We start from the raw sequence: 20,156 nt of genomic DNA on the forward strand, positions 1-20,156 counted from the left end.
GCCTTTGCTTTTCGAACCGTGCCCGGCTCAGTGCCGGAAGTGGCGCACGCCCGACAGCACCATCACCACGCCGCGCTCGTCGGCCGCGTCGATCACTTCCTGGTCGCGCATCGAGCCGCCCGGCTGGATCACGCAGCCCGCGCCCGCGTCGACCACCACGTCGAGGCCGTCGCGGAACGGGAAGAAGGCATCGCTGGCCACCGCCGTGCCCTGCAGCGACAGGCCCGCATGCTCGGCCTTGATGCTCGCGATGCGCGCCGAATCGAGGCGGCTCATCTGGCCCGCGCCCACGCCCATGGTCATGCCGTCGGCGCAGAACACGATCGCGTTGCTCTTCACGTACTTGGCGACCTTCCAGGCGAACAGCAGGTCCTGCAGCTGCTGCTGCGTGGGCTGCTTCTTGCTCACGACCTTGAGGTCGGACAGCGCGAGCTCGTGGTTGTCGGCGGTCTGGATCAGCAGGCCCGAGCCGACGCGCTTCACGTCCGTCGCGTTGCGGCCGTTGTCCCAGTCGGTGGCGCCGCCCGGCGGCAGCGCGATCTCGAGCACGCGCACGTTGAGCTTCGCCTTGCTGGCCTGGAACACCTCGAGCGCCTCGTGCGTGTAGCCCGGGGCCATCAGCACCTCGACGAACTGCTTGGCCACGGCCTGCGCGGTGGCGGCGTCGACCGTACGGTTGAAGGCGATGATGCCGCCGAAGGCCGAGGTCGGGTCGGTCTTGAAGGCCTTGGCATAGGCCTCCGCCGCGTCCTTGCCGACCGCCACGCCGCAGGGGTTGGCGTGCTTGACGATCACGCAGGCCGGCACGTCGAAGCTCTTCACGCATTCCCACGCCGCATCGGCGTCGGCGATGTTGTTGTAGCTGAGCTCCTTGCCCTGCAGCTGCTTCGCCGACACCAGCGAACCGGGCGCCGGATGCAGGTCGCGGTAGAACGCGGCCTGCTGGTGCGGGTTCTCGCCGTAGCGCAGGTCCTGCACCTTCACGAAGCGGCCGTTGCTCTGCGCCGGGAACAGCGAGCGCGTGGGCGTCGATTGACCCTGGCTGGTCTCGAAGTCGATCGCCGAGAGGTAGTCGCTGATCGCGCCGTCGTAGTCGGCGATGCGGTTGAAGGCGGCCACCGAGAACGCGAACTTGGTCTTGTCGCTGAGCTTGCCGTCGGCCTTGAGCTCGGCCAGTGCCGTCGCGTACTGCGAGGCATCGGTCAGCACGCCCACGTCCTTCCAGTTCTTGGCGGCGCTGCGCACCATGGCCGGGCCGCCGATGTCGATGTTCTCGATCGCGTCTTCGAGCGAGCAGCCGGGCTTGGCCACGGTGGCTTCGAACGGATAGAGGTTGACGATCAGCAGGTCGATGGTGTCGATGCCGTGCTGCTCGATGGCCGCCACGTGCGCCGGCAGGTCGCGCCGCGCGAGCAGGCCGCCGTGGATCTTCGGATGCAGCGTCTTCACGCGGCCGTCGAGCATCTCGGGAAAGCCGGTGTGGTCGGCCACCTCGGTCACCGGCAGGCCGGCATCGGCCAGCAGCTTGGCGGTGCCGCCGGTGGACAGCAGCTTGATGCCCAGCGCATGCAGCGCCTGCGCGAATTCGAGGATGCCGGTCTTGTCGGAGACGGAAATCAGTGCGGTCTTGGCCATGGTGTCGTTACGCCGTGCGTTCTCGTTCATTTCAAAAGTTTGTGTTCGACCAGCTTCTTGCGCAGCGTGTTGCGGTTCAGGCCCAGCCACTGGGCGGCCTTCGACTGGTTGCCCTCGGCGCGCGTCATCACGACATCGAGCAGGGGTTTCTCGACCACGCGCACGAGCATCTCGTACATGCCGTCGGGTTCGGTGCCGCGCAGATCGCGGAAGTAGCTCTCCAGACTGGTGCGCACGCAGTCCTCGATGTGTTTCTTGCTCATGCTTTTCTTCTCTTCTCTCAATCGGCGGCGCAGGCCGCCTCCTCTTCGCCGGACAGCTCTTCGGCCGCCTGGTGCTGCGGGATGCGGTCCATCTGGTCCGCGAGCCCGTCGAAATACTCGCCGACCGCGCGCAGCTGCGCCTCGCAGTCCTCGATGGCGTTCATGCGCGAACGGAATTCCTCGCCGCCGGGCAGCGCGCGCACGTACCAGCCGATGTGCTTGCGCGCGGTGCGCACGCCGCTGTAGTCGCCGTACAGCGCGTAGTGCTCCACCAGGTGGTCGAGCAGCAGCCGGCGCACCTCGGCCACCAGCGGCGGCGCGCGGTGCGTGCCGGTGTCGAGGAAGTGGGCGATCTCGCGGAAGATCCACGGCCGGCCCTGGGCCGCGCGGCCGATCATCACCGCGTCGGCGCCGGTGGCCGCGAGCACCTCGCGCGCCTTCTCGGGCGAACGCACGTCGCCGTTGGCCACCACCGGCACGCGCACCGCGGCCTTCACGGCGGCGATGGTGTCGTACTCGGCCTGGCCCTTGTAACCCTGCTCGCGCGTGCGGCCGTGCACCGTGAGCATCTGCACGCCGGCCGATTCGAAATCGCGCGCGAGCTTGACCGCGTTGCGGTGCTCCATGCTCCAGCCGGTGCGCATCTTGAGCGTGACCGGCACGCCATGCGGCTGCGCGGCATCGACCACCGCGCTCACGATCTCGAGCGCCAGCGGCTCGTCGCGCATCAGCGCCGAACCGGCCCACTTGTTGCAGACCTTCTTGGCCGGGCAACCCATGTTGATGTCGATGATCTGCGCGCCGCGCTCGATGTTGTAGACCGCGGCCTCGGCCATCATGGCCGCGTCGGTGCCCGCGATCTGCACCGCGATGGGGCCCGGCTCGCCATCGTGGTTGGCACGGCGCGAGGTCTTGAGCGAATTCCAGAGGTCCTTGCGCGAGGTCACCATCTCGCTGACCGCGTAGCCCGCGCCGAGCGCGCGGCACAGCATGCGGAAGGGCCGGTCCGTCACGCCGGCCATGGGCGCGACGAACAGGCGGTTCTCCAGCGTGTGGTTGCCGATCTGCAAGGTCATGACGGAGGAAGGCTGTGCGCGTCGGCTGCTGAAAAATGAGGCACGATTGTAGCCACCTGCCATTTCAGTGACTGAAACGATTTGCGCCGATTCGCGCCGCTGGTACGGGTGTAAACACGGGTGGAAATCCCATGCGCGGCGGCGCCTTTTCCGACTCGGCATCGCGAACGCGCTGCCTATACTGCGCCGACCTTATGCAAGCCTGGCTCGACGCACTCCTCGCGCTTCTCGCGCTGCCGCAATACGGCCTCTCCACGCTGTTCATCGCCGCCTTCATCTCGGCGACGCTGCTGCCCGTGGGCTCGGAGCCGGTGCTGTTCGGCCTGCTCAAGCTCAATCCCGAGCTGTTCTGGCCCGCGATCGCGGTCGCCACCGTGGGCAACACGCTCGGCGGCGCGGTCGACTGGTGGATGGGCTACGGCGCGCACAAGGTGGCCGACAAGTACTCGCACTCGAAGCACCACGTGCGCGTGCTCGGCTGGCTCGAGCGGCTCGGCCCGAAGGCCTGCCTGCTGAGCTGGCTGCCGCTGGTCGGCGATCCGCTGTGCGCGGTCGCGGGCTGGCTGCGGCTGCCGTTCTGGCCCTGCCTGGCCTACATGGCGATCGGCAAGTTCCTGCGCTACGTCACGATGACGGTGGCGCTGCTCTACATCTTTCCGTCCTGAGCGAGGGACTCAGTTCAGCAGCTCGTACGGGCCACCGCGCTCGAGGGCCTGCTGGTAGGCGGGACGCGCATGGATGCGCGCGAGCCAGTCCATGAGCTTCGGGCGTTTCGCATCGAGCCCGCCGCGCGCATGCGCGGCCTCGACCACGAAGCTCATCTGGATGTCGGCACCGCTGAACGCATCGCCCGCGAACCATTCGCTCTTGCCGAGTTCGGCTTCCATGTAGTTGAGGTGGCTCGCGATGTTCGGCAGGATGAACGCCGACTTGGCCTTGGCGGCGATGGCCTTGGCCACCGGCTTGGCGAAGAAGGGCATCTTGCTGCTCTCGATGCGGTCGAACACCAGCTTGAGCAGCAGCGGCGACATCGCCGTGCCCTCGGCGAAGTGCAGCCAGTAGCGGTAGCGCAGCGCCTCGGGCGTGAGCGGCGCGGGCGCGAGGCGGCCCTGGCCGTAGCGCTCGATCACGGTCTCGATGATCGCGCCCGATTCCGCGAGCACCAGTCCATCGTCGGTGGTCACCACCGGCGACTTGCCCAGCGGATGCACCGCGCGCAGCGAAGCGGGCGCCAACATGGTGTTCGGATCGCGCTGGTAGTGGACGATCTCGTAGGGCAGGCCCAGTTCTTCGAGCAGCCAGAGCACGCGCTGCGAGCGCGAGTTGTTGAGATGGTGGACGGTGAGCATGGCGAGGTTGGAATGAAGCGAGGGCGACGGGGCGCGGCAGTCTAGCGTGACGCGCGGCAAAGCGCAGCCCTGTCAGCGCGGTCGCCTACAGGCGCGGGCGAAGCCGCTTCCTACACTGGCCGCATGACACCGACCACCACGCCGACCCCGCCGCGCCGCATGCACGGGGGCTGGCGCGGCGCGATGTTCGCGCTGTTCTTCACGGCGGCCGCAGTGGCCCACCGTCCCGCGCAGGCCGCGCTCGATCCCGAGGCCCTCTACCAGCACGCCTCGCCCGCGGTCTGGACCGTCAAGGGCGACCGCGGCGACAACCAGGTGACCGTGGGCAGCGCCGTGGCGGTCACGCCCACCGCGCTGGCCACCGCCTGCCACGTGGTCGACGGCGCCGCGGCCGTGACCGTCATGCAGGGACAGACCACGATCAAGATCGGCAGCATCCTGCGCGACCCCGATGCGACGCGCGACCTCTGCGTGCTGATGACCGAGACACCGTTGCAGTTGCACGCCGTCGAGATTGCGCCGGCCGACAGCCTGCGCGTGGGCCAGCGCGTGTTCGCCATCGGCAGCCCGCACGGCCTCGAGCGCACGCTCAGCGAGGGCCTGATCTCGGCGCTGAGGCCGCGCGCGCCGGGGCAGTTGCCGATCGTCCAGACCTCGGCGCCCGTGTCCTCGGGCTCGAGCGGCGGCGGCCTCTTCGATACCGACGGCCGGCTGATCGGCGTCACCGACCGCATCTCGCCCGGCGGCTCGAACCTGGGCTTCGCCTATCCGGCGCAATGGGTGATGGAACTGCCGCAGCGCGTGATGGCCGAGCGCGAGACCTGGCGCGAGCTGCTCAAGACCGTGGGCGTGGTGCTGCAGTCGAACGGCGAGCCCACGCCCTCGGGCCATGCCGACATCGCCGACGAAGCCGCGCTGCCGGTGGTCGGCGCCGATCCGCAGCAGATCCGCGTCGCCTACCGCCAGTTCCTGCTGCAGGCGCGGCCGCGCGCCTTCCTGATCACCAGCGACAGCCGCTTCGGCACCGCCACCAGCTCGGCCGCGCTGACCGAGCATCTCAAGGGCTGCACGCAGCGCAAGGTGGTGTGCGCGGCCTACGCGGTGGACAACACGGTGGTGTGGGGCAAGCAGCAGGCGGCGCGCTGAACCGCCCTCCCTCGACTCAGCTCAGCGCGCGAAGAGGGGGGCCGCGATCAGGCGGTGGAACGACTCCCAGCTGTCCGAGACGGTCCACACGCCATTGACCCGCGCCACGGCGAAGACCAGCGGCTGCATCACCGCTTCGGGCAGCTCGACCTGGACATAGATCCGTCCTCGTCCCCGCTGGTACAGGACGGTCGACACGGCGACCACATCGTCGCGCTGCCCGACGATGGCGCGAAGACGCTCGTGCACCCGCTCCTGGAGCCGCTCGCCATCGAGGTTCTTCGCCCGGTCTTCTTCCTGCGGATTGACCAGCAGGACATCGGCGCCCTCGCGCAGGAACGCGAGACCCAGTGGAGGAAGCGCCCCGTCCCTGCGCATGAGCTTCTCGCCCGCCTGGGTCGAGGCGAACACGGCCTGGGCGAAGAGTTCGTCGTTCGACATCGAGGCCATGGCCGTTCGCGGCGAGCTCAGCCGCCGCTGCTTTCCCTGCGGATCAGCCACTGGCCGCCCGAGCGCTGCAACTCCAGCGTCTTGCGGCTCACTTCCCTCAGGGTGTCCGCGCGGTAGTTCTGCCGGAACCGGGCGCTTGCGGTCTCGCCATCGATGACGATCACCAGGTCCTCGAGCGTGACGCCGATGCTCGACTTGCTCGTGATGCGGGCACGGCGCTCTTCTTCCCACCGGAAGCGGCTCTGGCCGCGGGCCGGCGTGAAGTCCGGCGCATAGGCCGCCAGGTAGCGATCCATGTCCCGGGCCGACCAGGCCTGGGCCCAGGCGCGCACCGCGGTCTCGACCTCGGCGGCGCCGGCAGGGCGCGCCGCAGGCGCCGCCGGCTGAGTTGCGGGCTGAGTTGCGGGCTGGGTTGCGGGCTGGGTTGCAGGCTTGGCGGGCGCCGCCGACGTGTCCTGCGTCGCGGCGGTATCCGGTGCCTCCCGCGCTATCGCATAGCCCGTGAAGATCCAGCGGTTGTTCTCCCGCGCGAAGCTGATTCTTTCGGAGGCTTTCCTGCCGCTGTCCAATTGGGTGGAGAACACGACATTGGCATAGAGGCCCGCGGGAAAACCGGGCTCGTTGTCGGCCTGGTATTTGAGGCGCGTCACGCTCGACCACTCGCGATCCGTGACGGGCCCCATCGACAGCCGCGCCTTTCGCGTGGCCCGCACGAAGGCGGTCTTGCCCATGCGGCTCTTCAGCACGCTCGAGCCCGAATCCCAGAGCTCGCTCACCTGGTCGGCGTCGGCCTTGCGAAGGATGTCGGTCGCGGCGCGCAGCAACTCGTCGGACGCCGCATCCGACACCGGTGGCGCCGCGGCGGCGATCTGCAGGCCCGCGGCCATGAGGCAGGCGGCAAGCAGGCGCGTGAATATCCCGTTCATTGAATTCCCTCCCCTTTTTTATTCCTGGATGTTTGAGCATCCCTCGAGAATTCCGAATCGAGCCCGACTCAAATCAATGGAATGATTTGGCTTGGATTTCAATCAGAATTTGTCGGATTCCAAAGAGAATTTACCTCGCAGGAACCCAAAAACTCCCGGGATAATACACACGCAGGATTTCATCAATTGCCACTCAATTCGGAGACATCCGAATTTCCGAGAAGCAAATCACGCTCTCCAGTCGAACCGGCTTTGAAATGAACAGGAATGGGCCGGATGCGCGAGCGCGAACAGAAGGCTGCGCCGCTGGCAAGCGTGAAGCGGGGGAGGTGGAGACGGCGCCGGACCCGTCACGCTGCGGATCACGGCGCTTTCATCGCGCAGGGCGCGAAAGGTTCAGGAGCTGAACAGGAAGTTCATCACGTCGCCATCCTTGACGACGTATTCCTTGCCTTCCGAACGCATCTTCCCCGCGTCCTTCGCGCCCTGCTCGCCCTTCAGGGCGATGTAGTCGTCGAAGCCGATGGTCTGGGCGCGGATGTAGCCCTTCTCGAAATCGGTGTGGATCACGCCGGCCGCCTGCGGGCCGGTGTCGCCGACGTGGATGGTCCAGGCGCGCACTTCCTTCACGCCGGCGGTGAAGTAGGTCTGCAGGCCCAGCAGCTTGAAGGCGGCGCGGATCAGGCGGTTGAGGCCCGGCTCGTCCTGGCCGATCTCGGCCAGGAACATCTTCTTGTCCTCGTCGTCCATCTCGGACAGGTCGGCCTCGATCTTGGCGCAGATCGCCACCACGGGCGCGTTCTGCCTGGCGGCGTACTCGCGCAGGCGGTCGAGGTAGGGGTTGTTCTCGAAGCCGTCTTCCGCCACGTTGCCCACGAACATCGCGGGCTTGGCGGTGATCAGCGTGAAGCTCTTGACCAGCGGCAGCTCTTCCTTGGTGAACTCGAGCGCGCGCACGGGCTTGTTCTCGTTGAGCGCGGCCTGGCAGCGTTCGAGCAGGCCGACCAGCTTCTGCGCGTCCTTGTCGCCCGAGCGGGCCACCTTGGTGTGGCGCTGCAGTGCCTTCTCGACCGTCGACAGGTCGGCCAGGCACAGCTCGGTCTGGATCACCTCGATGTCGGAGATCGGGTCGACCTTGCCGGCCACGTGGATCACGTTGTCGTCGTCGAAGCAGCGCACCACGTTCACCGTGGCGTCGGTTTCGCGGATGTGGGCCAGGAACTTGTTGCCCAGGCCTTCGCCGGTGCTGGCGCCGGCCACCAGGCCCGCGATGTCCACGAACTCGACGATGGCGGGCACCACGCGCTCGGGCTTGACGATGTCGGCGAGCTGGGCGAGCCGCGGATCGGGCACCTCGACGATGCCCACGTTGGGCTCGATGGTGCAGAAGGGATAGTTTTCCGCTGCGATGCCGGCCTTGGTCAGCGCATTGAAAAGGGTGGATTTACCGACGTTGGGCAGGCCGACGATGCCGCACTTCAAGCTCATGGGGGGTCCTCAGGTGAACCGGCGATTTTAGGCGAGGCGCCTCGCCCGGCGGTTCGGGCAGGCCGCTAAACAGGGCCGGCGGGTCAGGGTAAAACCCGATGAAAACCCGATAAGCAAACGTTTGCGCAAACGTTTTCGTCCATTACCATCAGCGCCGGGCCGCCAGATCGGTCATCGTTCGTTCCAACACACCTCAGGAGACACGCACCATGAAGTTCACCCGCCGCACCGTGCAGACCGCCGCCGCTCTCGCCCTGCTGGGCACCTTCGCCGCCATGCCGGCGCTCGCGCAGGACAAGCCCAAGGTCGCGTTGGTGATGAAGTCGCTGGCCAACGAGTTCTTCCGCACCATGGAAGACGGGGCCAAGGCGCACCAGAAGGCGAATTCGGGCAAGTACACGCTGGTGACCAACGGCATCAAGGACGAGACCGACACCGCCGCGCAGATCAAGATGGTCGAGCAGATGGTGGCGCAGAAGGTCAACGCGCTGGTGATCGCGCCAGCCGATTCGAAGGCGCTGGTGCCGGTGGTCAAGGCCGCCATCGACAAGGGCATCCTGGTGGTCAACATCGACAACCGCCTTGACGCGGCCGCGCTGAAGGAGAAGAACATCCAGGTGCCCTTCGTCGGCCCCGACAACCGCGCCGGCGCCAAGCTGGTGGGCGACTACCTGGCCAAGAGCCTGAAGTCGGGCGACAAGGTCGGGATCATCGAAGGCGTGTCGACCACCTTCAATGCGCAGCAGCGCACCCTCGGCTACCAGGACGCGATGAAGGCCGCCGGCATCAACGTCGCGGGCGTGCAGTCGGGCCAGTGGGAAATCGACAAGGGCAACACGGTGGCCGCCGGCATGATGCGCGAGAACCCCGACCTCAAGGCGCTGCTGGCCGGCAACGACAGCATGGCGCTGGGCGCGGTGGCGGCGGTGAAGGCCGCGGGCAAGGCCGGCAAGGTGCAGGTGGTGGGCTACGACAACATCGGCGCCATCAAGCCGATGCTGGCCGACGGCCGCGTGCTCGCCACGGCCGACCAGTTCGCCGACAAGCAGGCGGTGTTCGGCATCGAGACCGCGCTGAAGGCGATCGCCGACAAGAAGAGCCAGGCCGACATGCCGGCCGAGATCAAGACCGACGTGGTGCTGGTGACCAAGGACTCGAAGAAGTAAGCACCGCGCCTCCTTCACCGCTGTCACACACCTCGAGAGACCACCCTTGCCGGCGCCCATGTCCGCAACTTCCGCCACGCCGCTCTTCGCGCTCCACGACATCGGCAAGGACTACGCCGCGCCGGTGCTCGACGGCGTGAGCCTCACCCTGGAGGCCGGCGAAGTGCTCGCGCTGACCGGAGAGAACGGTGCCGGCAAGAGCACCCTCTCCAAGATCGTCTGCGGCCTGGTCACGCCGACGCGCGGCACGATGCTGCTGGGCGGTGCGCCGTTCCAGCCGGGCTCGCGCCGCGACGCCGAGGCGCACGGCGTGCGCATGGTGATGCAGGAACTCGGGCTGGTGCCCACGCTCACGGTGGCCGAGAACCTGCTGCTCGACCGGCTGCCGCAGCGCATGGGCTGGCTGCAGCGCGCCGAGCTGCACGCGGCCGCGCGGCTGCAGTTGGCCAAGATCGGCCTCTCGCGCATCGATCCGGCCGTGCCGGTCTCGCGCCTGGGCATCGGCCAGCAGCAGATGGTGGAGATCGCGCGCAACCTGCTCGACGACACCCGCGTGCTGATCCTCGACGAGCCGACCGCGATGCTGACGCCGCGCGAGACCGAGCACCTGTTCGAGCAGATCGCGCTGCTGAAGGCGCGCGGCGTGGGCATCGTCTACGTCTCGCACCGGCTCGAGGAGCTGCAGCGCATCGCCGACCGCGTGGCGGTGCTGCGCGACGGCCGCCTGGTCGACGTGCGGCCGATGGCCGGCGTGCGCGAATCCGAGCTGGTCGAGCGCATGGTCGGCCGCGCGGTGCACGAGCACGATGGCCGCCCGCGCCGCGTGGCCGGCGCGCCGATGCTGAGCGCGCACGGCATCGGCCGCGGCAGCGCGGTGCGCGACGTCGACCTGCAATTGCGCGCGGGCGAGGTGATGGGCATCGCCGGGCTCGTGGGCTCGGGTCGCACCGAGCTCGTGCGGCTGCTGTTCGGCGCCGACAAGGCCGAGCGCGGCACGATCGAACTCCACTGGCCCGGCGCGCAACAACCGGCCGCGGGCCGCTGGCGCTCGCCGATGCAGGCGATCCGCGCCGGCATCGGCCTGGTCACCGAGGACCGCAAGTCGCAGGGCCTGCTGATGACGCAGTCGATCCGCGTCAACGCCACGCTCAGCGACCTCGGCGCGGTCTCGCGCCTGGGCTGGCTGCGCGCGGCCGCCGAGCGCGGCATCGCGCGCCGGCTGGTGCAGACGCTGCGCATCCGCTCGCGCAGCGAGGAGCAGAGCGTAGCCACGCTCAGCGGCGGCAACCAGCAGAAGGTGGTGTTCGCGCGCTGGCTGCACCGCGAATGCAAGGTGCTGCTGCTCGACGAGCCGACGCGCGGCGTCGACGTGGGCGCGCGCGCCGACCTCTATGCCGAGCTCGACCGCATGGCCGAGGCCGGCAAGGCGCTCTTGATGGTGTCGAGCGACCTGCGCGAACTCATGGCCATGTGCGACCGCATCGGCGTGATGCACGCCGGCCGCCTGGTGGCGGTGTTCGAGCGCGGCGCCTGGGACCAGCAGTCGATCCTGGCCGCGGCCTTCGGCGACACCGGCCGCGCCACCTCCGCAGCCCCCACCGCTCACGCTCTCGCGGCCGCCGCCTGAGCCTCATCCTCCTTCGCCCCATGACGACCACCACCGCTTCCGCTCCCCCCGCCTCCGGCGCCGGCTCCCTCAAGGGCCAGCTCGGCACCTACATCGGCCTGGCCGTGGTGTTGCTCGGCATGATCGCGCTGTTCGGCAGCCTCAGCGAATACTTCCTCACGGTGGAGACCTTCGTCACCATCGCCAACGAGATCCCCGCGCTGGCCGTGATGGCCGTGGGCATGACCTTCGTGCTGATCATCGCGGGCATCGACCTCTCGGTGGGCTCGGTGCTGGCGCTCAGCGCGGCGGTGGCCGCCGCCGCCATCCTGCAATGGCACCTGCCGGTGCCGCTGGCCGCGCTGCTGGGCCTGGCCACGGGCCTGATCTGCGGCGCGATCACCGGTGCCGTGTCGGTGGCCTGGCGGCTGCCGAGCTTCATCGTCTCGCTCGGCATGCTCGAGGCTGTGCGCGGCGGTGCCTACCTGGTGACCGACTCGCGCACCCAGTACGTGGGCGATGCCATCTCGGGCCTGGCGGCGCCGTGGATCGGCGGCATCTCGGCGGCCTTCGTGCTCGCGGTGGTGCTGGTGATCGTGGGCCAGCTGGTGCTGTCGCGCACGGTGTTCGGCCGCTACGTGGTGGGCATCGGCACCAACGAGGAAGCGATGCGCCTCGCGGGCATCGACCCGCGGCCGATCCGCATCGTGGTGTTCGCGGTCACGGGCCTGCTGGCCGGCCTGGCGGGGCTGATGCAGTCGGCGCGCCTCGAGGCAGCCGACCCGAACTCGGGCGTGGGCATCGAGCTGCAGGTGATCGCCGCGGTGGTGATCGGCGGCACCAGCCTGATGGGCGGGCGCGGCTCGGTGGTCAACACCTTCTTCGGCGTGCTGATCATCGCGGTGCTCGAGGCCGGCCTGGCGCAGGTCGGCGCCAGCGAACCGAGCAAGCGCATCATCACCGGCGCGGTGATCGTGGTTGCGGTGATCATCGACACCCTGCGCCAGCGCCGCGCCGACCGCCGGCTGGCCTGACGCTCCCCCTCCCCACGAAGCAGCACCCCGCAACAGGAACACCCAGGCCATGGCCACCATCAAGGACGTCGCACTGCGCGCGGGCGTGTCGGTCACCACCGTCTCGCACGTGGTCAACGACACGCGCCACGTGAGCGCCAAGGGCCGCGAGCGCGTCGAGCTCGCGATCCGCGAACTCGGCTACGTGCCCAACGCGATGGCGCGCAGCCTCAAGAGCAACACCACCTCGACGCTCGGGATGCTGATCCCGAACAGCTCGAACCCCTACTTCGCCGAGATCGTGCGCATCATCGAGGACCGCTGCTTCGGCGCCGGCTACACGCTGATCCTGTGCAACACCGACGACGAGCCGCACCGCCAGAGCGTGTACCTGCAGGTGCTGGCCGAGCGCCGCATCGACGGGCTGATCGTGGTGTCGACCGGCGACGACGACTCGCTGGCCAGGCAGCTCAACGGCCTCAAGGTGCCGACCGTGCTGCTCGACCGCGAGATCGCCGACCCGCACTGCGACCTGGTCGAGACCGCCCACATGCAGGGCGGCCTGCTCGCGGTGCGCCACCTGCTGTCGCTGGGCCATCGCCGCATCGCCTGCATCGGCGGGCCGCAGGGCGTGTCGCCGAGCGAGCAGCGCATCGCGGGCTGGCGCATGGCGCTGGCCGAGAGCGGCAACAGCACGGGCGCGGCCGACGCCGACGCACTGCTGTGGCGCGGCGGCTTCACCAGCCAGGGCGGCTACGAGGCGATGCACGCCATCCTGCGCGCCGGCACCAACGACATTCCCTCGGCCGTCTTCGTCTGCAACGACCTGATGGCGATCGGCGCGCTGCGCGCTGCGCACGAGAGCGGCGTGCGGGTGCCCGACGAGCTCTCGATCGTCGGCTTCGACGACATCGAACTCTCGGCCTACACCAGTCCCGCGCTCACCACCGTCGCCCAGCCCAAGGAGCGCATCGGCGCGCTGGCGGTCGACATGCTGCTCGAGCGCGTGGGCGGCCGCCGCCGCGATGCGCGCAAGGTGGTGCTGCAGCCCGAGCTGCACGTGCGCGCCTCGACCGCGCGCTATTCCGGAGCGCCCGCGGCCGCACCCGTCTGCGCCCCTTCTTCCGCCGACACCCGAAAGTCCCGCACCCCGTGAGCCCGACGTCTTCCTCCCGCCCCGCGGCACCGCGCATCGTGGTGCTCGGCAGCCTCAACATGGACCTGGTGCTGCGCGTGCCGCATGCACCCGCCGCGGGCGAGACCCTGCTGGGCCGCTCCTTCGCCACCATTCCCGGCGGCAAGGGCGCCAACCAGGCCGTGAGCTGCGCGCGCGAGGGCGCGCAGGTGCGGATGATCGGCTGCGTGGGCGACGACGACCACGGCCGCGCGCTGCGCCAGGCGCTCGAACGCGACGGCATCGACACCGAGGCGCTGCGCACCGATGCCGCCGAACCGACCGGCACCGCGCTGATCATGGTCGAGGACAGCGGCCAGAACCGCATCGTGATGATCGCGGGCGCCAATGCCCGCGTCGACCTCGACGCGGCGGACCTGCGCACCCGGCTCGAGGGCGCGGCCTTCCTCGTGACCCAGTTCGAGACCCCGATGGCGCAGGTCGAGCGCGCGATCGCCCTCGCGCACGAGGCCGGCTGCAAGGTGCTGCTCAATCCCTCGCCGGTGCAGGCCATCGCCGAGCCCCTGTGGCCGAAGATCGATACGCTGGTGGTCAACGAGATCGAGGCGCGCACGCTCAGCGGCCTGGGCGCCGACAGCCCGCAGGAGGCCGCGGCCGCCGGGCAGGCGCTGCGCGCGCGTGGCATCGCGCGCGTGGTGGTCACGCTCGGCGCGCGCGGCGCGGTGGCGGTCGATGCCGACGGCGCGCGCCACCATCCGGCGCTGGTGGTGCAGGCGGTCGACACCACGGCCGCCGGCGACACCTTCCTCGGCGCGCTCGCCACCGCACTGGGCGAGGGCCAGTCCTTCGACAAGGCCGTGCGCCTGGGCATCCGCGCCGCCGCGCTGTGCATCCAGCAGCCCGGCGCCCAGCCTTCCATCCCGCAGCGCGAGGCCGTGCTGCGCAGCCCCCTGCCTCCCGACTGGATTCCGCTGTGAAACGTACCGCCCTGCTGCACTCCGAACTGTCCCAGGTCATCGCCACCATGGGCCATGGCGACATGCTCGTGATCGGCGATGCCGGCCTGCCGATTCCCGACGGCCCGCGCCGCATCGACCTCGCGCTCACGCCCGGCGTGCCGCGCGTGGCCGAGGTGCTGAAGGCGGTGCTGAGCGAACTGCAGGTCGAGCGCGCGCTGCTCGCGCGCGAGGCGGTCGAGGGCCGCGCCACGGGCGAACTGCCCGAATGGTGCGCGGGTCAGCTCGCGGTCGTGCCCGAGACGGTGTCGCACGAGGAACTGAAACGCCTGAGCGCGCGTGCCAGGGCGGTGGTGCGCACGGGCGAATGCACGCCCTACGCGAACATCATCCTGTGCGCGGGCGTGACCTTCTAGGGCCTGTTCACTCGAACTTGTAGTTCGCCCCCACCGGCTGCCCGACCTTGAGCATCTGCTCGATGCCCTGGATCACGATGCAGTTCATGCCGAAGGTGATGCCGCCGTCGACGCGCGGATCGGCGCGGTAGGTGCGCAGCGTGTCGTTGACCTCGGGGCTGCTGAGCGCGGTGGCCGGGTCGATGTCGGGAATGGGGCAGCGGGTGCAGGGCTTGACCGGCTGCAGCTGCGCGCCGTCCTCCGACCCGTCGGCTCCGCTGGCCACGTGCAGCATCTCGACGCGGTCCTCGTCGTGCGACTCGATGCCGGCCAGCACGATGTTGGGCCGGAAGCGCTCGATGCCCACCGGGCCATGGCCGTCGCGCGCCAGCCGCTCGTTGAGCTCGGCCAGCGAGCCCTCGCTGGCCACCAGCAGCGCGAAGCCGTCGGCGAACTGGGTCTGCGCCTCGATGCCGCCGGTCCACTTGAGGCTCGACAGCCGCTTGACCTCGGGATCGAAGCGCACCAGGCGCAGCTTCTGCGGCTTGCCGGGCTCGGAGAGGAAGTCGCTGAACCACTGGGCCGCGATGTCGCCCATGTCGTAGGCATCGACCTCGTCCTTCCAGACCCGCACCCGCATCGGCTGCTCGACCCGGTCGAAGGCCAGGTGCAGCGCCAGCATGCCGGGCGCGCGCAGCACCACCTCGGTGTGCTTCATCTGCGGCTTGATCAGCGCCATGCGCGGCAGCTGCCGCTGCGTGACGAACTCGCCCTGTGCGTCGACCACCATCCAGGCCCGGTCGAACTCGAGGCCGGTCTCGGTCAGCAGCGCTTCGGGCAGCTCGACGCCGGCGCACGACTTGACGGGGTACACGAACAGGCGCGCGATGGTGGCCTGGAGATCGAAATCTGTCACGGGGGCTCCTCGGATGGGGGCTCGATTGTCCTCGCTCCCGGCATACCCCCAATGGCCGGTTTCCCCACGGGGTCGGCCACAAGAGCGTCCTCCTACAATGCCGCGATGGCCCTCCCCCCCGAAGTCTGTATCCGCGGCGCCGGCATCGTCGGCCGCACGCTGGCCCTGCTGCTCGCGCGCGAACGCGTGCGCGTGGCGCTGGTGGCGCCGCCCGCCGCCGCCGAGCGGGAAGACGTCCGCGCCTATGCGCTCAATGCCGCCTCGCGCGAACTGCTGGCCTCGCTGCGCGCCTGGCCCGAAGGCATCAGCGCCACGCCGGTGCGCGAGATGGTGGTCGATGGCGACGAGGGCGGCCGCGTGCAGTTCAGCGCCGCGCGCCAGAAGGTCGAGGCGCTGGCCTGGATCGTCGACGTGCCGGCGCTCGAGAAGCAGCTGGTCGACGCGGTGCGCTTCCAGCCCCAGATCGAGGTGGTGAGCGAACCGGTCGCCGCGCCGCTCACCGTGGTCTGCGAAGGCAAGGCCAGCGCCACGCGCGAAGCGCTCGGCGTGAGCTACGCGGTCACGCGCTATCCGCAGCATGCGATCGCGGCGCGGCTCGAGGCCGAGCAATCGCACGACGGCACGGCGCGCCAGTGGTTCAACGACAAGGGCGAGGTGTTCGCGCTGCTGCCGCTCGACGGCGTGCACGGCCGCCGGCTGGCGCTGGTGTGGTCGGTCGACCAGCTGCGCGCGCCGGCGCTGCTCGCGCAATCGGCCGAGGAATTCAATGCCGCCGTGACCGAGGCCAGCCACCAGGCCTTCGGCGCGCTGCGGCTGGTGAGCGAGCGCGCCGCCTGGCCGCTCTCGCGCGCCATCGCCGACCGCTGGACCGGCACCCTGCCCGCCACCGAGCAGACCGCCGGCCAGGCGCCGCGCACCTGGGCCTTGGCCGGCGACGCGGCCCACACCGTGCATCCGCTCGCGGGCCAGGGCCTGAACCTCGGCCTGGCCGACGCGGCCGCGCTGGCCGCCGTCGTCAAGGAGCGCGACTACTGGCGCAGCGTGGGCGACCCGCGCCTGCTGCGCCGCTACGAACGCGCGCGCCGCACCGAGGTGCTGCAGATGAGCCTCGCCACCGACGGGCTGCAGCAACTCTTCTCCCACAGCCTGGGTCCGCTGCCCGCGCTGCGCAACTGGGGCATGCGCGGTTTCGACCGCACGCGCCTGGTCAAGCACTGGGTCACGCGGCAGGCCATGGGCCTGAAGACCTGATCCCGGACGAACCGAAACACGACTCCCTCGAACCCATGAAGACACTCGCACGCCACCTGCTTCCCGCCGCCTTCGCGTCGCTCGCGCTCTTCGCGGCCTTCGGCGCCCATGCCGGCGAAGCCGAGATCCGCAAGAACCTCAAGGAACGCATCCCGCAGTTCCCGACCATCGACGAAGTCAGCAAGTCGCCGATGCCCGGCCTCTACGAGGTGCGCGTCAACGGCGCGCAGATCTACTACACCGACGAGCAGGGCAACTACCTGCTCGAGGGCAACATGATCGACGTGAACGCGCGCCGCAACCTCACCGAGGAACGCGTGGCGAAGCTGTCGGAGGTGGCCTTCGACAAGCTGCCCGTGAAGGACGCGATCAAGATCGTGCGCGGCAACGGCAAGCGCAAGCTCGCGGTCTTCGAGGACCCGAACTGCGGCTACTGCAAGCGCTTCGAGAAGGACATGAAGTCGGTCGACAACGTCACCGTCTACCTGTTCCTCTACCCGGTGCTGGGACCCGATTCGACCGTCAAGTCGCGCGACATCTGGTGCAGCAAGGACAAGGGCAAGGCCTGGAGCGACTGGATGGAAGCGGGCACGCGCCCGGCCACCGCGCCCGGCAGCTGCGACGTGACCGCGCTGCAGCGCAACGTCGAGTTCGGCCGCCGCTACAACATCACCGGCACGCCCACCCTGATCTACAGCAACGGCACCCGCACCCCGGGCGCCGTGCCCGCCGAGCAGGTCGAGAAGCAACTCGCCGCCTCCGCCAGCTGATGGCGACGAAGTCCCCCTCGCGGCGCGCGGCCGCGGCGCCCGCGGCCGTGGCCGCGCCCGGCGTGCACTTCCGCGTGGAATGCGCCGACCTGCATGCGCGCCTGTTCGAGGTCACGCTCACCATCGACCGCCCCGCGGCCGAGCAGCAGCTGACGCTGCCGGTGTGGATCCCGGGCAGCTACCTCGTGCGCGAGTTCGCCAAGAACCTGCAGGGGCTGCAGGCCTCGCAGGGCCGGCGCAAGGCACCGGTGCTGACGCAGCTCGACAAGTGCAGCTGGCGCGTCGAATGCACGGCCGGCCAGCCGCTGGTGCTGCGCTACAAGGTCTGCGCCTACGACAACTCGGTGCGCACCGCCTGGCTCGACGCCGAGCGCGGCTTCTTCAACGGCACCAGCCTGTGCCTGCGGGTCGAAGGCCAGACCGATGCGCCGCATGCGATCGAGATCGTCGCGCCCGCCGCCTCGGCGCTGCCCGAGGGCGCCGCGCCCTGGTCCTGCGCCACCGCGCTGCCGCCGCTGAAGACCGACCGCCATGGCTTCGGCCGCTACCTCGCGGCCGACTACGACGAACTGGCCGACAGCCCGGTCGAGCTCGGCGCCTTCTGGAGCGGCGAGTTCGAGGCCGGCGGCGTGCCGCACCGCTTCGTGGTCGCGGGTGCCGCGGCCTCGTTCGACGGCGATCGGCTGCTGGCCGACACGAAGGCCATCTGCGAAGCCGAGATGCGCTTCTGGCACGGCGACAAGGTCGGCAAGCGCGGCGGTCCGAAGCCGCCGATCGACCGCTATGTGTTCATGCTCAACGCGGTCGACGACGGCTACGGTGGCCTCGAGCACCGCCATTCGACGGCGCTGATCTGCAACCGGCGCGACCTGCCGCAGCTCGGCATGAAGAAGTCCGCAGACGGCTACGTCACGCTGCTGGGCCTGATCAGCCACGAGTACTTCCACACCTGGAACGTGAAGCGGCTGCGGCCGGCCGAGTTCGCGCGCTACGACTACGGCCGCGAGAACTACACGCGGCTGCTGTGGTTCTTCGAGGGCTTCACCAGCTACTACGACGACCTGCTGCTGCGCCGCGCCGAGCTGATCGACGACGCGGCCTACCTGCGGCTGGTCAACAAGACCATCAACCAGGTGCAGCAGACGCCGGGCCGCCAGGTGCAGTCGGTGGCCGATGCGAGCTTCGACGCCTGGGTCAAGTACTACCGGCAGGACGAGCAGACGCCCAACGGCACGGTCAGCTACTACACCAAGGGCGCGCTGGTCGCGCTGTGCCTCGACCTCAAGCTGCGCGCCGAAGGCCGCGGCACGCTCGACGACGCGATGCGCCACCTGTGGAATGCGAGCGGCGGCGGGCCGGTGAGCGAGGCCGATATCGCGGCCGCGCTCGAGGCCGCCGGCGGCCGCTCGTACGCGGCCGAGCTCGCGGCCTGGGTGCATGCTACCGCCGAGCTGCCGCTGTCCGAGCTGCTGCGCCTGCACGGCGTGGCCACGCTCGACGATCCCTCGCAGCCCGCGCAGACGCTGGGCCTGCGCGTGGCGGAGAGCGGCGGCAGCGTGCAGGTCAAGGTGGTGCTGCGCGGCGGCGCGGCCGAGAAGGCCGGCTTCGCAGCCGGCGACGAATGGATCGGCATCGAGCTGCCGGCCGCGGGACGCAAGAGCGCGCAGGGCTGGCGCATCGGCCGGCTCGACGATCTCGCGCTCTACCTCGGCGCGGGCAAGCGCTGCACCGCGCTGGTCGCGCGCGACCGCAAGCTGGTGAAGCTGCCGCTGGTGCTGCCCACGGGCGTCACGACCTGGCGCCTGCTGGCGCAGGACACGGGCCGGGTCTCGAAGTGGCTGGCGCCGGTGGCGATCGCGGCGACGAAGGCTTAGGCCGGCGAGCTACGCAGCATGAACAACGGGCCGTCAGCGGCCCGTTTTTCTTTTGGTGCTTCAGCCCGCGGGCAAGGCCCGTTCGGCCGCGGCCTCCTCGGCCGTCTCGCGCCGCACGAAATGAATCGGCTGCGGCTCGCCCACCATCACGCAGGGCTTGCCGGTGCGGCGGCAATGGTCCTGCACGCGCCAGTAGGCGTCGTGGCTCAGGCAACCGGTCTGGCAGATGACGAGGTCGGCCGCGCGCAGGCTGGCCTCGAACGCGGGATCGTCGGTGCCGTCCGCGCCTTCGAAGTGCAGGAAGCGGCCGCCCGCGATCTCGACCAATTGGCGCGCGAGCGAGGGCGTGCGCTCGTCGCCGCCCACGCAGAGCACGGCCTTCTCGCGCAGGTCGGCGGGCACCGGCGCGGGCACCGGCACGGCCAGGCGGCGCGCGGTGCCCGGCGCGAGCAGCGCATGCAGCCGCTTGGGCAGCGCCGCGCCGACGGCCGCGCGCGCGGCCAGCTCCTCGCGCACCATCGCCATCGCCGAATCGCGCGCCACCAGCGCGCCACGCAGGCGCACGATCTGCGCCTCCAGCCGCTCCACCAGCGCGGCCTGCTCGGCCAGCAGCTGCGAGCAGCGCTCCTGCACGCGGGCATAGGCCCGCAGCAACACGGCATGTTCTTGCATCGGGAACTCCATGGCCGCGGATTCTAGTTGAGAACAATTCTCAACAAAGCCATGCAGCGGGAAGGGCGA

At 69.7% G+C, this 20,156-nt stretch carries 20 protein-coding genes; 11 read left to right on the forward strand and 9 right to left on the reverse strand.

Annotated features, from left to right (window positions below):
- Positions 1-27 precede the first annotated feature (27 nt).
- The 3 genes from purH to dusB are packed head-to-tail and all read right to left on the reverse strand — an operon-like array spanning position 28 to position 2,974.
- Positions 28-1,635, reverse strand: a complete 1,608-nt coding sequence (gene purH, locus BM109_RS23445; protein ID WP_093348370.1) for a bifunctional phosphoribosylaminoimidazolecarboxamide formyltransferase/IMP cyclohydrolase — start codon at positions 1,633-1,635, stop codon at positions 28-30.
- A gap of 26 nt (positions 1,636-1,661) precedes the next feature.
- Positions 1,662-1,898, reverse strand: coding sequence for a Fis family transcriptional regulator (locus BM109_RS23450; RefSeq protein ID WP_057590811.1), 237 nt, complete (start codon positions 1,896-1,898; stop codon positions 1,662-1,664).
- A 17-nt stretch (positions 1,899-1,915) separates the two neighbouring features.
- Positions 1,916-2,974, reverse strand: coding sequence for a tRNA dihydrouridine synthase DusB (gene dusB / locus BM109_RS23455; RefSeq protein ID WP_093347929.1), 1,059 nt, complete (start codon positions 2,972-2,974; stop codon positions 1,916-1,918).
- A gap of 194 nt (positions 2,975-3,168) precedes the next feature.
- On the opposite strand from dusB, the gene BM109_RS23460 reads away from it, so the two are divergent.
- Positions 3,169-3,639: a YqaA family protein gene (locus BM109_RS23460; protein ID WP_093347931.1), complete on the forward strand. Its 471-nt coding sequence runs from the start codon at positions 3,169-3,171 to the stop codon at positions 3,637-3,639.
- Between the two features lie 9 nt (positions 3,640-3,648).
- On the opposite strand, the gene BM109_RS23465 is transcribed toward BM109_RS23460, so the two are convergent.
- Positions 3,649-4,323, reverse strand: a complete 675-nt coding sequence (locus BM109_RS23465; RefSeq protein WP_093347934.1) for a glutathione S-transferase family protein — start codon at positions 4,321-4,323, stop codon at positions 3,649-3,651.
- A 123-nt stretch (positions 4,324-4,446) separates the two neighbouring features.
- Here BM109_RS23465 and BM109_RS23470 point away from each other — a divergent pair, with 123 nt between their 5' ends.
- A complete protein-coding gene (locus tag BM109_RS23470) occupies positions 4,447-5,469 on the forward strand; it encodes a trypsin-like peptidase domain-containing protein (protein ID WP_256222735.1) in 1,023 nt (340 codons plus the stop codon).
- A 21-nt stretch (positions 5,470-5,490) separates the two neighbouring features.
- Here BM109_RS23470 and BM109_RS23475 read toward each other — a convergent pair whose 3' ends face one another.
- From BM109_RS23475 to ychF, 3 genes are all read right to left on the reverse strand, one after another.
- A complete protein-coding gene (locus tag BM109_RS23475) occupies positions 5,491-5,910 on the reverse strand; it encodes a hypothetical protein (protein WP_093347937.1) in 420 nt (139 codons plus the stop codon).
- A 26-nt stretch (positions 5,911-5,936) separates the two neighbouring features.
- The gene (locus BM109_RS41660; RefSeq protein WP_256222736.1) at positions 5,937-6,845 is read right to left on the reverse strand and encodes a DUF4019 domain-containing protein; all 909 of its coding nucleotides are present in this window, start codon (positions 6,843-6,845) and stop codon (positions 5,937-5,939) included.
- Between the two features lie 396 nt (positions 6,846-7,241).
- Positions 7,242-8,333 (reverse strand): redox-regulated ATPase YchF, encoded by a 1,092-nt coding sequence (gene ychF, locus BM109_RS23485; RefSeq protein ID WP_093347939.1) that lies wholly within the window; start codon positions 8,331-8,333, stop codon positions 7,242-7,244.
- A gap of 209 nt (positions 8,334-8,542) precedes the next feature.
- Between ychF and BM109_RS23490 the strand changes: the two genes are divergently transcribed.
- Genes BM109_RS23490 through rbsD form a run of 6 tightly spaced genes read left to right on the forward strand, consistent with a single transcriptional unit; the run spans position 8,543 to position 14,625 of the window.
- Entirely contained in the window at positions 8,543-9,499 is a 957-nt protein-coding gene (locus tag BM109_RS23490; protein ID WP_093347942.1) for a sugar ABC transporter substrate-binding protein, read from the forward strand.
- Positions 9,500-9,557: 58 nt separating this feature from the next.
- Entirely contained in the window at positions 9,558-11,126 is a 1,569-nt protein-coding gene (locus tag BM109_RS23495; protein ID WP_093348378.1) for a sugar ABC transporter ATP-binding protein, read from the forward strand.
- Positions 11,127-11,146: 20 nt separating this feature from the next.
- On the forward strand, positions 11,147-12,139 hold the full coding sequence (locus tag BM109_RS23500) for an ABC transporter permease (protein WP_093347945.1): 993 nt from the start codon (positions 11,147-11,149) through the stop codon (positions 12,137-12,139).
- Between the two features lie 49 nt (positions 12,140-12,188).
- Positions 12,189-13,274, forward strand: coding sequence for a LacI family DNA-binding transcriptional regulator (locus tag BM109_RS23505; protein WP_093347947.1), 1,086 nt, complete (start codon positions 12,189-12,191; stop codon positions 13,272-13,274).
- On the forward strand, positions 13,271-14,230 hold the full coding sequence (gene rbsK, locus BM109_RS23510; RefSeq protein WP_256222737.1) for a ribokinase: 960 nt from the start codon (positions 13,271-13,273) through the stop codon (positions 14,228-14,230). The genes BM109_RS23505 and rbsK overlap by 4 nt, the downstream gene beginning before the upstream one ends.
- Positions 14,227-14,625, forward strand: coding sequence for a D-ribose pyranase (rbsD, locus tag BM109_RS23515; protein ID WP_093347953.1), 399 nt, complete (start codon positions 14,227-14,229; stop codon positions 14,623-14,625). The genes rbsK and rbsD overlap by 4 nt, the downstream gene beginning before the upstream one ends.
- 7 nt (positions 14,626-14,632) lie before the next feature.
- Here the strand turns inward: rbsD and BM109_RS23520 are convergent, their stop codons facing one another.
- Entirely contained in the window at positions 14,633-15,520 is an 888-nt protein-coding gene (locus BM109_RS23520; RefSeq protein WP_093347955.1) for an MOSC domain-containing protein, read from the reverse strand.
- A 105-nt stretch (positions 15,521-15,625) separates the two neighbouring features.
- On the opposite strand from BM109_RS23520, the gene BM109_RS23525 reads away from it, so the two are divergent.
- The 3 genes from BM109_RS23525 to BM109_RS23535 are packed head-to-tail and all read left to right on the forward strand — an operon-like array spanning position 15,626 to position 19,415.
- Positions 15,626-16,771 (forward strand): FAD-dependent monooxygenase, encoded by a 1,146-nt coding sequence (locus BM109_RS23525; RefSeq protein WP_093347957.1) that lies wholly within the window; start codon positions 15,626-15,628, stop codon positions 16,769-16,771.
- 35 nt (positions 16,772-16,806) lie between these two features.
- Positions 16,807-17,541 carry a DsbC family protein gene (locus BM109_RS23530; protein ID WP_093347960.1) on the forward strand — a complete coding sequence of 245 codons (735 nt, stop codon included), beginning with the start codon at positions 16,807-16,809 and terminating at the stop codon, positions 17,539-17,541.
- Positions 17,541-19,415 (forward strand): M61 family metallopeptidase, encoded by a 1,875-nt coding sequence (locus BM109_RS23535; RefSeq protein ID WP_093347962.1) that lies wholly within the window; start codon positions 17,541-17,543, stop codon positions 19,413-19,415. The genes BM109_RS23530 and BM109_RS23535 overlap by 1 nt, the downstream gene beginning before the upstream one ends.
- Before the next feature lie 60 nt (positions 19,416-19,475).
- Here BM109_RS23535 and BM109_RS23540 read toward each other — a convergent pair whose 3' ends face one another.
- Positions 19,476-20,087, reverse strand: coding sequence for a DUF2325 domain-containing protein (locus tag BM109_RS23540; protein WP_093348381.1), 612 nt, complete (start codon positions 20,085-20,087; stop codon positions 19,476-19,478).
- Between the last annotated feature and the right edge of the window lie 69 nt (positions 20,088-20,156).

It is taken from the genome of Variovorax sp. PDC80, from assembly GCF_900115375.1.
Taxonomy (GTDB): domain Bacteria; phylum Pseudomonadota; class Gammaproteobacteria; order Burkholderiales; family Burkholderiaceae_C; genus Variovorax.

Coding starts and splice junctions, on each gene's coding strand:
- BM109_RS23460 (WP_093347931.1), top strand. CDS start 3,169: ATGCAAGCCTGGCTCGACGCACTCCTCGCGCTTCTCGCGCTGCCGCAA.
- purH (WP_093348370.1), bottom strand. CDS start 1,635: ATGGCCAAGACCGCACTGATTTCCGTCTCCGACAAGACCGGCATCCTC.
- BM109_RS23490 (WP_093347942.1), top strand. CDS start 8,543: ATGAAGTTCACCCGCCGCACCGTGCAGACCGCCGCCGCTCTCGCCCTG.
- BM109_RS23495 (WP_093348378.1), top strand. CDS start 9,558: ATGTCCGCAACTTCCGCCACGCCGCTCTTCGCGCTCCACGACATCGGC.
- BM109_RS23505 (WP_093347947.1), top strand. CDS start 12,189: ATGGCCACCATCAAGGACGTCGCACTGCGCGCGGGCGTGTCGGTCACC.
- BM109_RS23465 (WP_093347934.1), bottom strand. CDS start 4,323: ATGCTCACCGTCCACCATCTCAACAACTCGCGCTCGCAGCGCGTGCTC.
- BM109_RS23530 (WP_093347960.1), top strand. CDS start 16,807: ATGAAGACACTCGCACGCCACCTGCTTCCCGCCGCCTTCGCGTCGCTC.
- BM109_RS23535 (WP_093347962.1), top strand. CDS start 17,541: ATGGCGACGAAGTCCCCCTCGCGGCGCGCGGCCGCGGCGCCCGCGGCC.
- ychF (WP_093347939.1), bottom strand. CDS start 8,333: ATGAGCTTGAAGTGCGGCATCGTCGGCCTGCCCAACGTCGGTAAATCC.
- BM109_RS23525 (WP_093347957.1), top strand. CDS start 15,626: ATGGCCCTCCCCCCCGAAGTCTGTATCCGCGGCGCCGGCATCGTCGGC.
- BM109_RS23450 (WP_057590811.1), bottom strand. CDS start 1,898: ATGAGCAAGAAACACATCGAGGACTGCGTGCGCACCAGTCTGGAGAGC.
- dusB (WP_093347929.1), bottom strand. CDS start 2,974: ATGACCTTGCAGATCGGCAACCACACGCTGGAGAACCGCCTGTTCGTC.
- BM109_RS23475 (WP_093347937.1), bottom strand. CDS start 5,910: ATGTCGAACGACGAACTCTTCGCCCAGGCCGTGTTCGCCTCGACCCAG.
- BM109_RS41660 (WP_256222736.1), bottom strand. CDS start 6,845: ATGAACGGGATATTCACGCGCCTGCTTGCCGCCTGCCTCATGGCCGCG.
- BM109_RS23470 (WP_256222735.1), top strand. CDS start 4,447: ATGACACCGACCACCACGCCGACCCCGCCGCGCCGCATGCACGGGGGC.
- BM109_RS23500 (WP_093347945.1), top strand. CDS start 11,147: ATGACGACCACCACCGCTTCCGCTCCCCCCGCCTCCGGCGCCGGCTCC.
- BM109_RS23540 (WP_093348381.1), bottom strand. CDS start 20,087: ATGCAAGAACATGCCGTGTTGCTGCGGGCCTATGCCCGCGTGCAGGAG.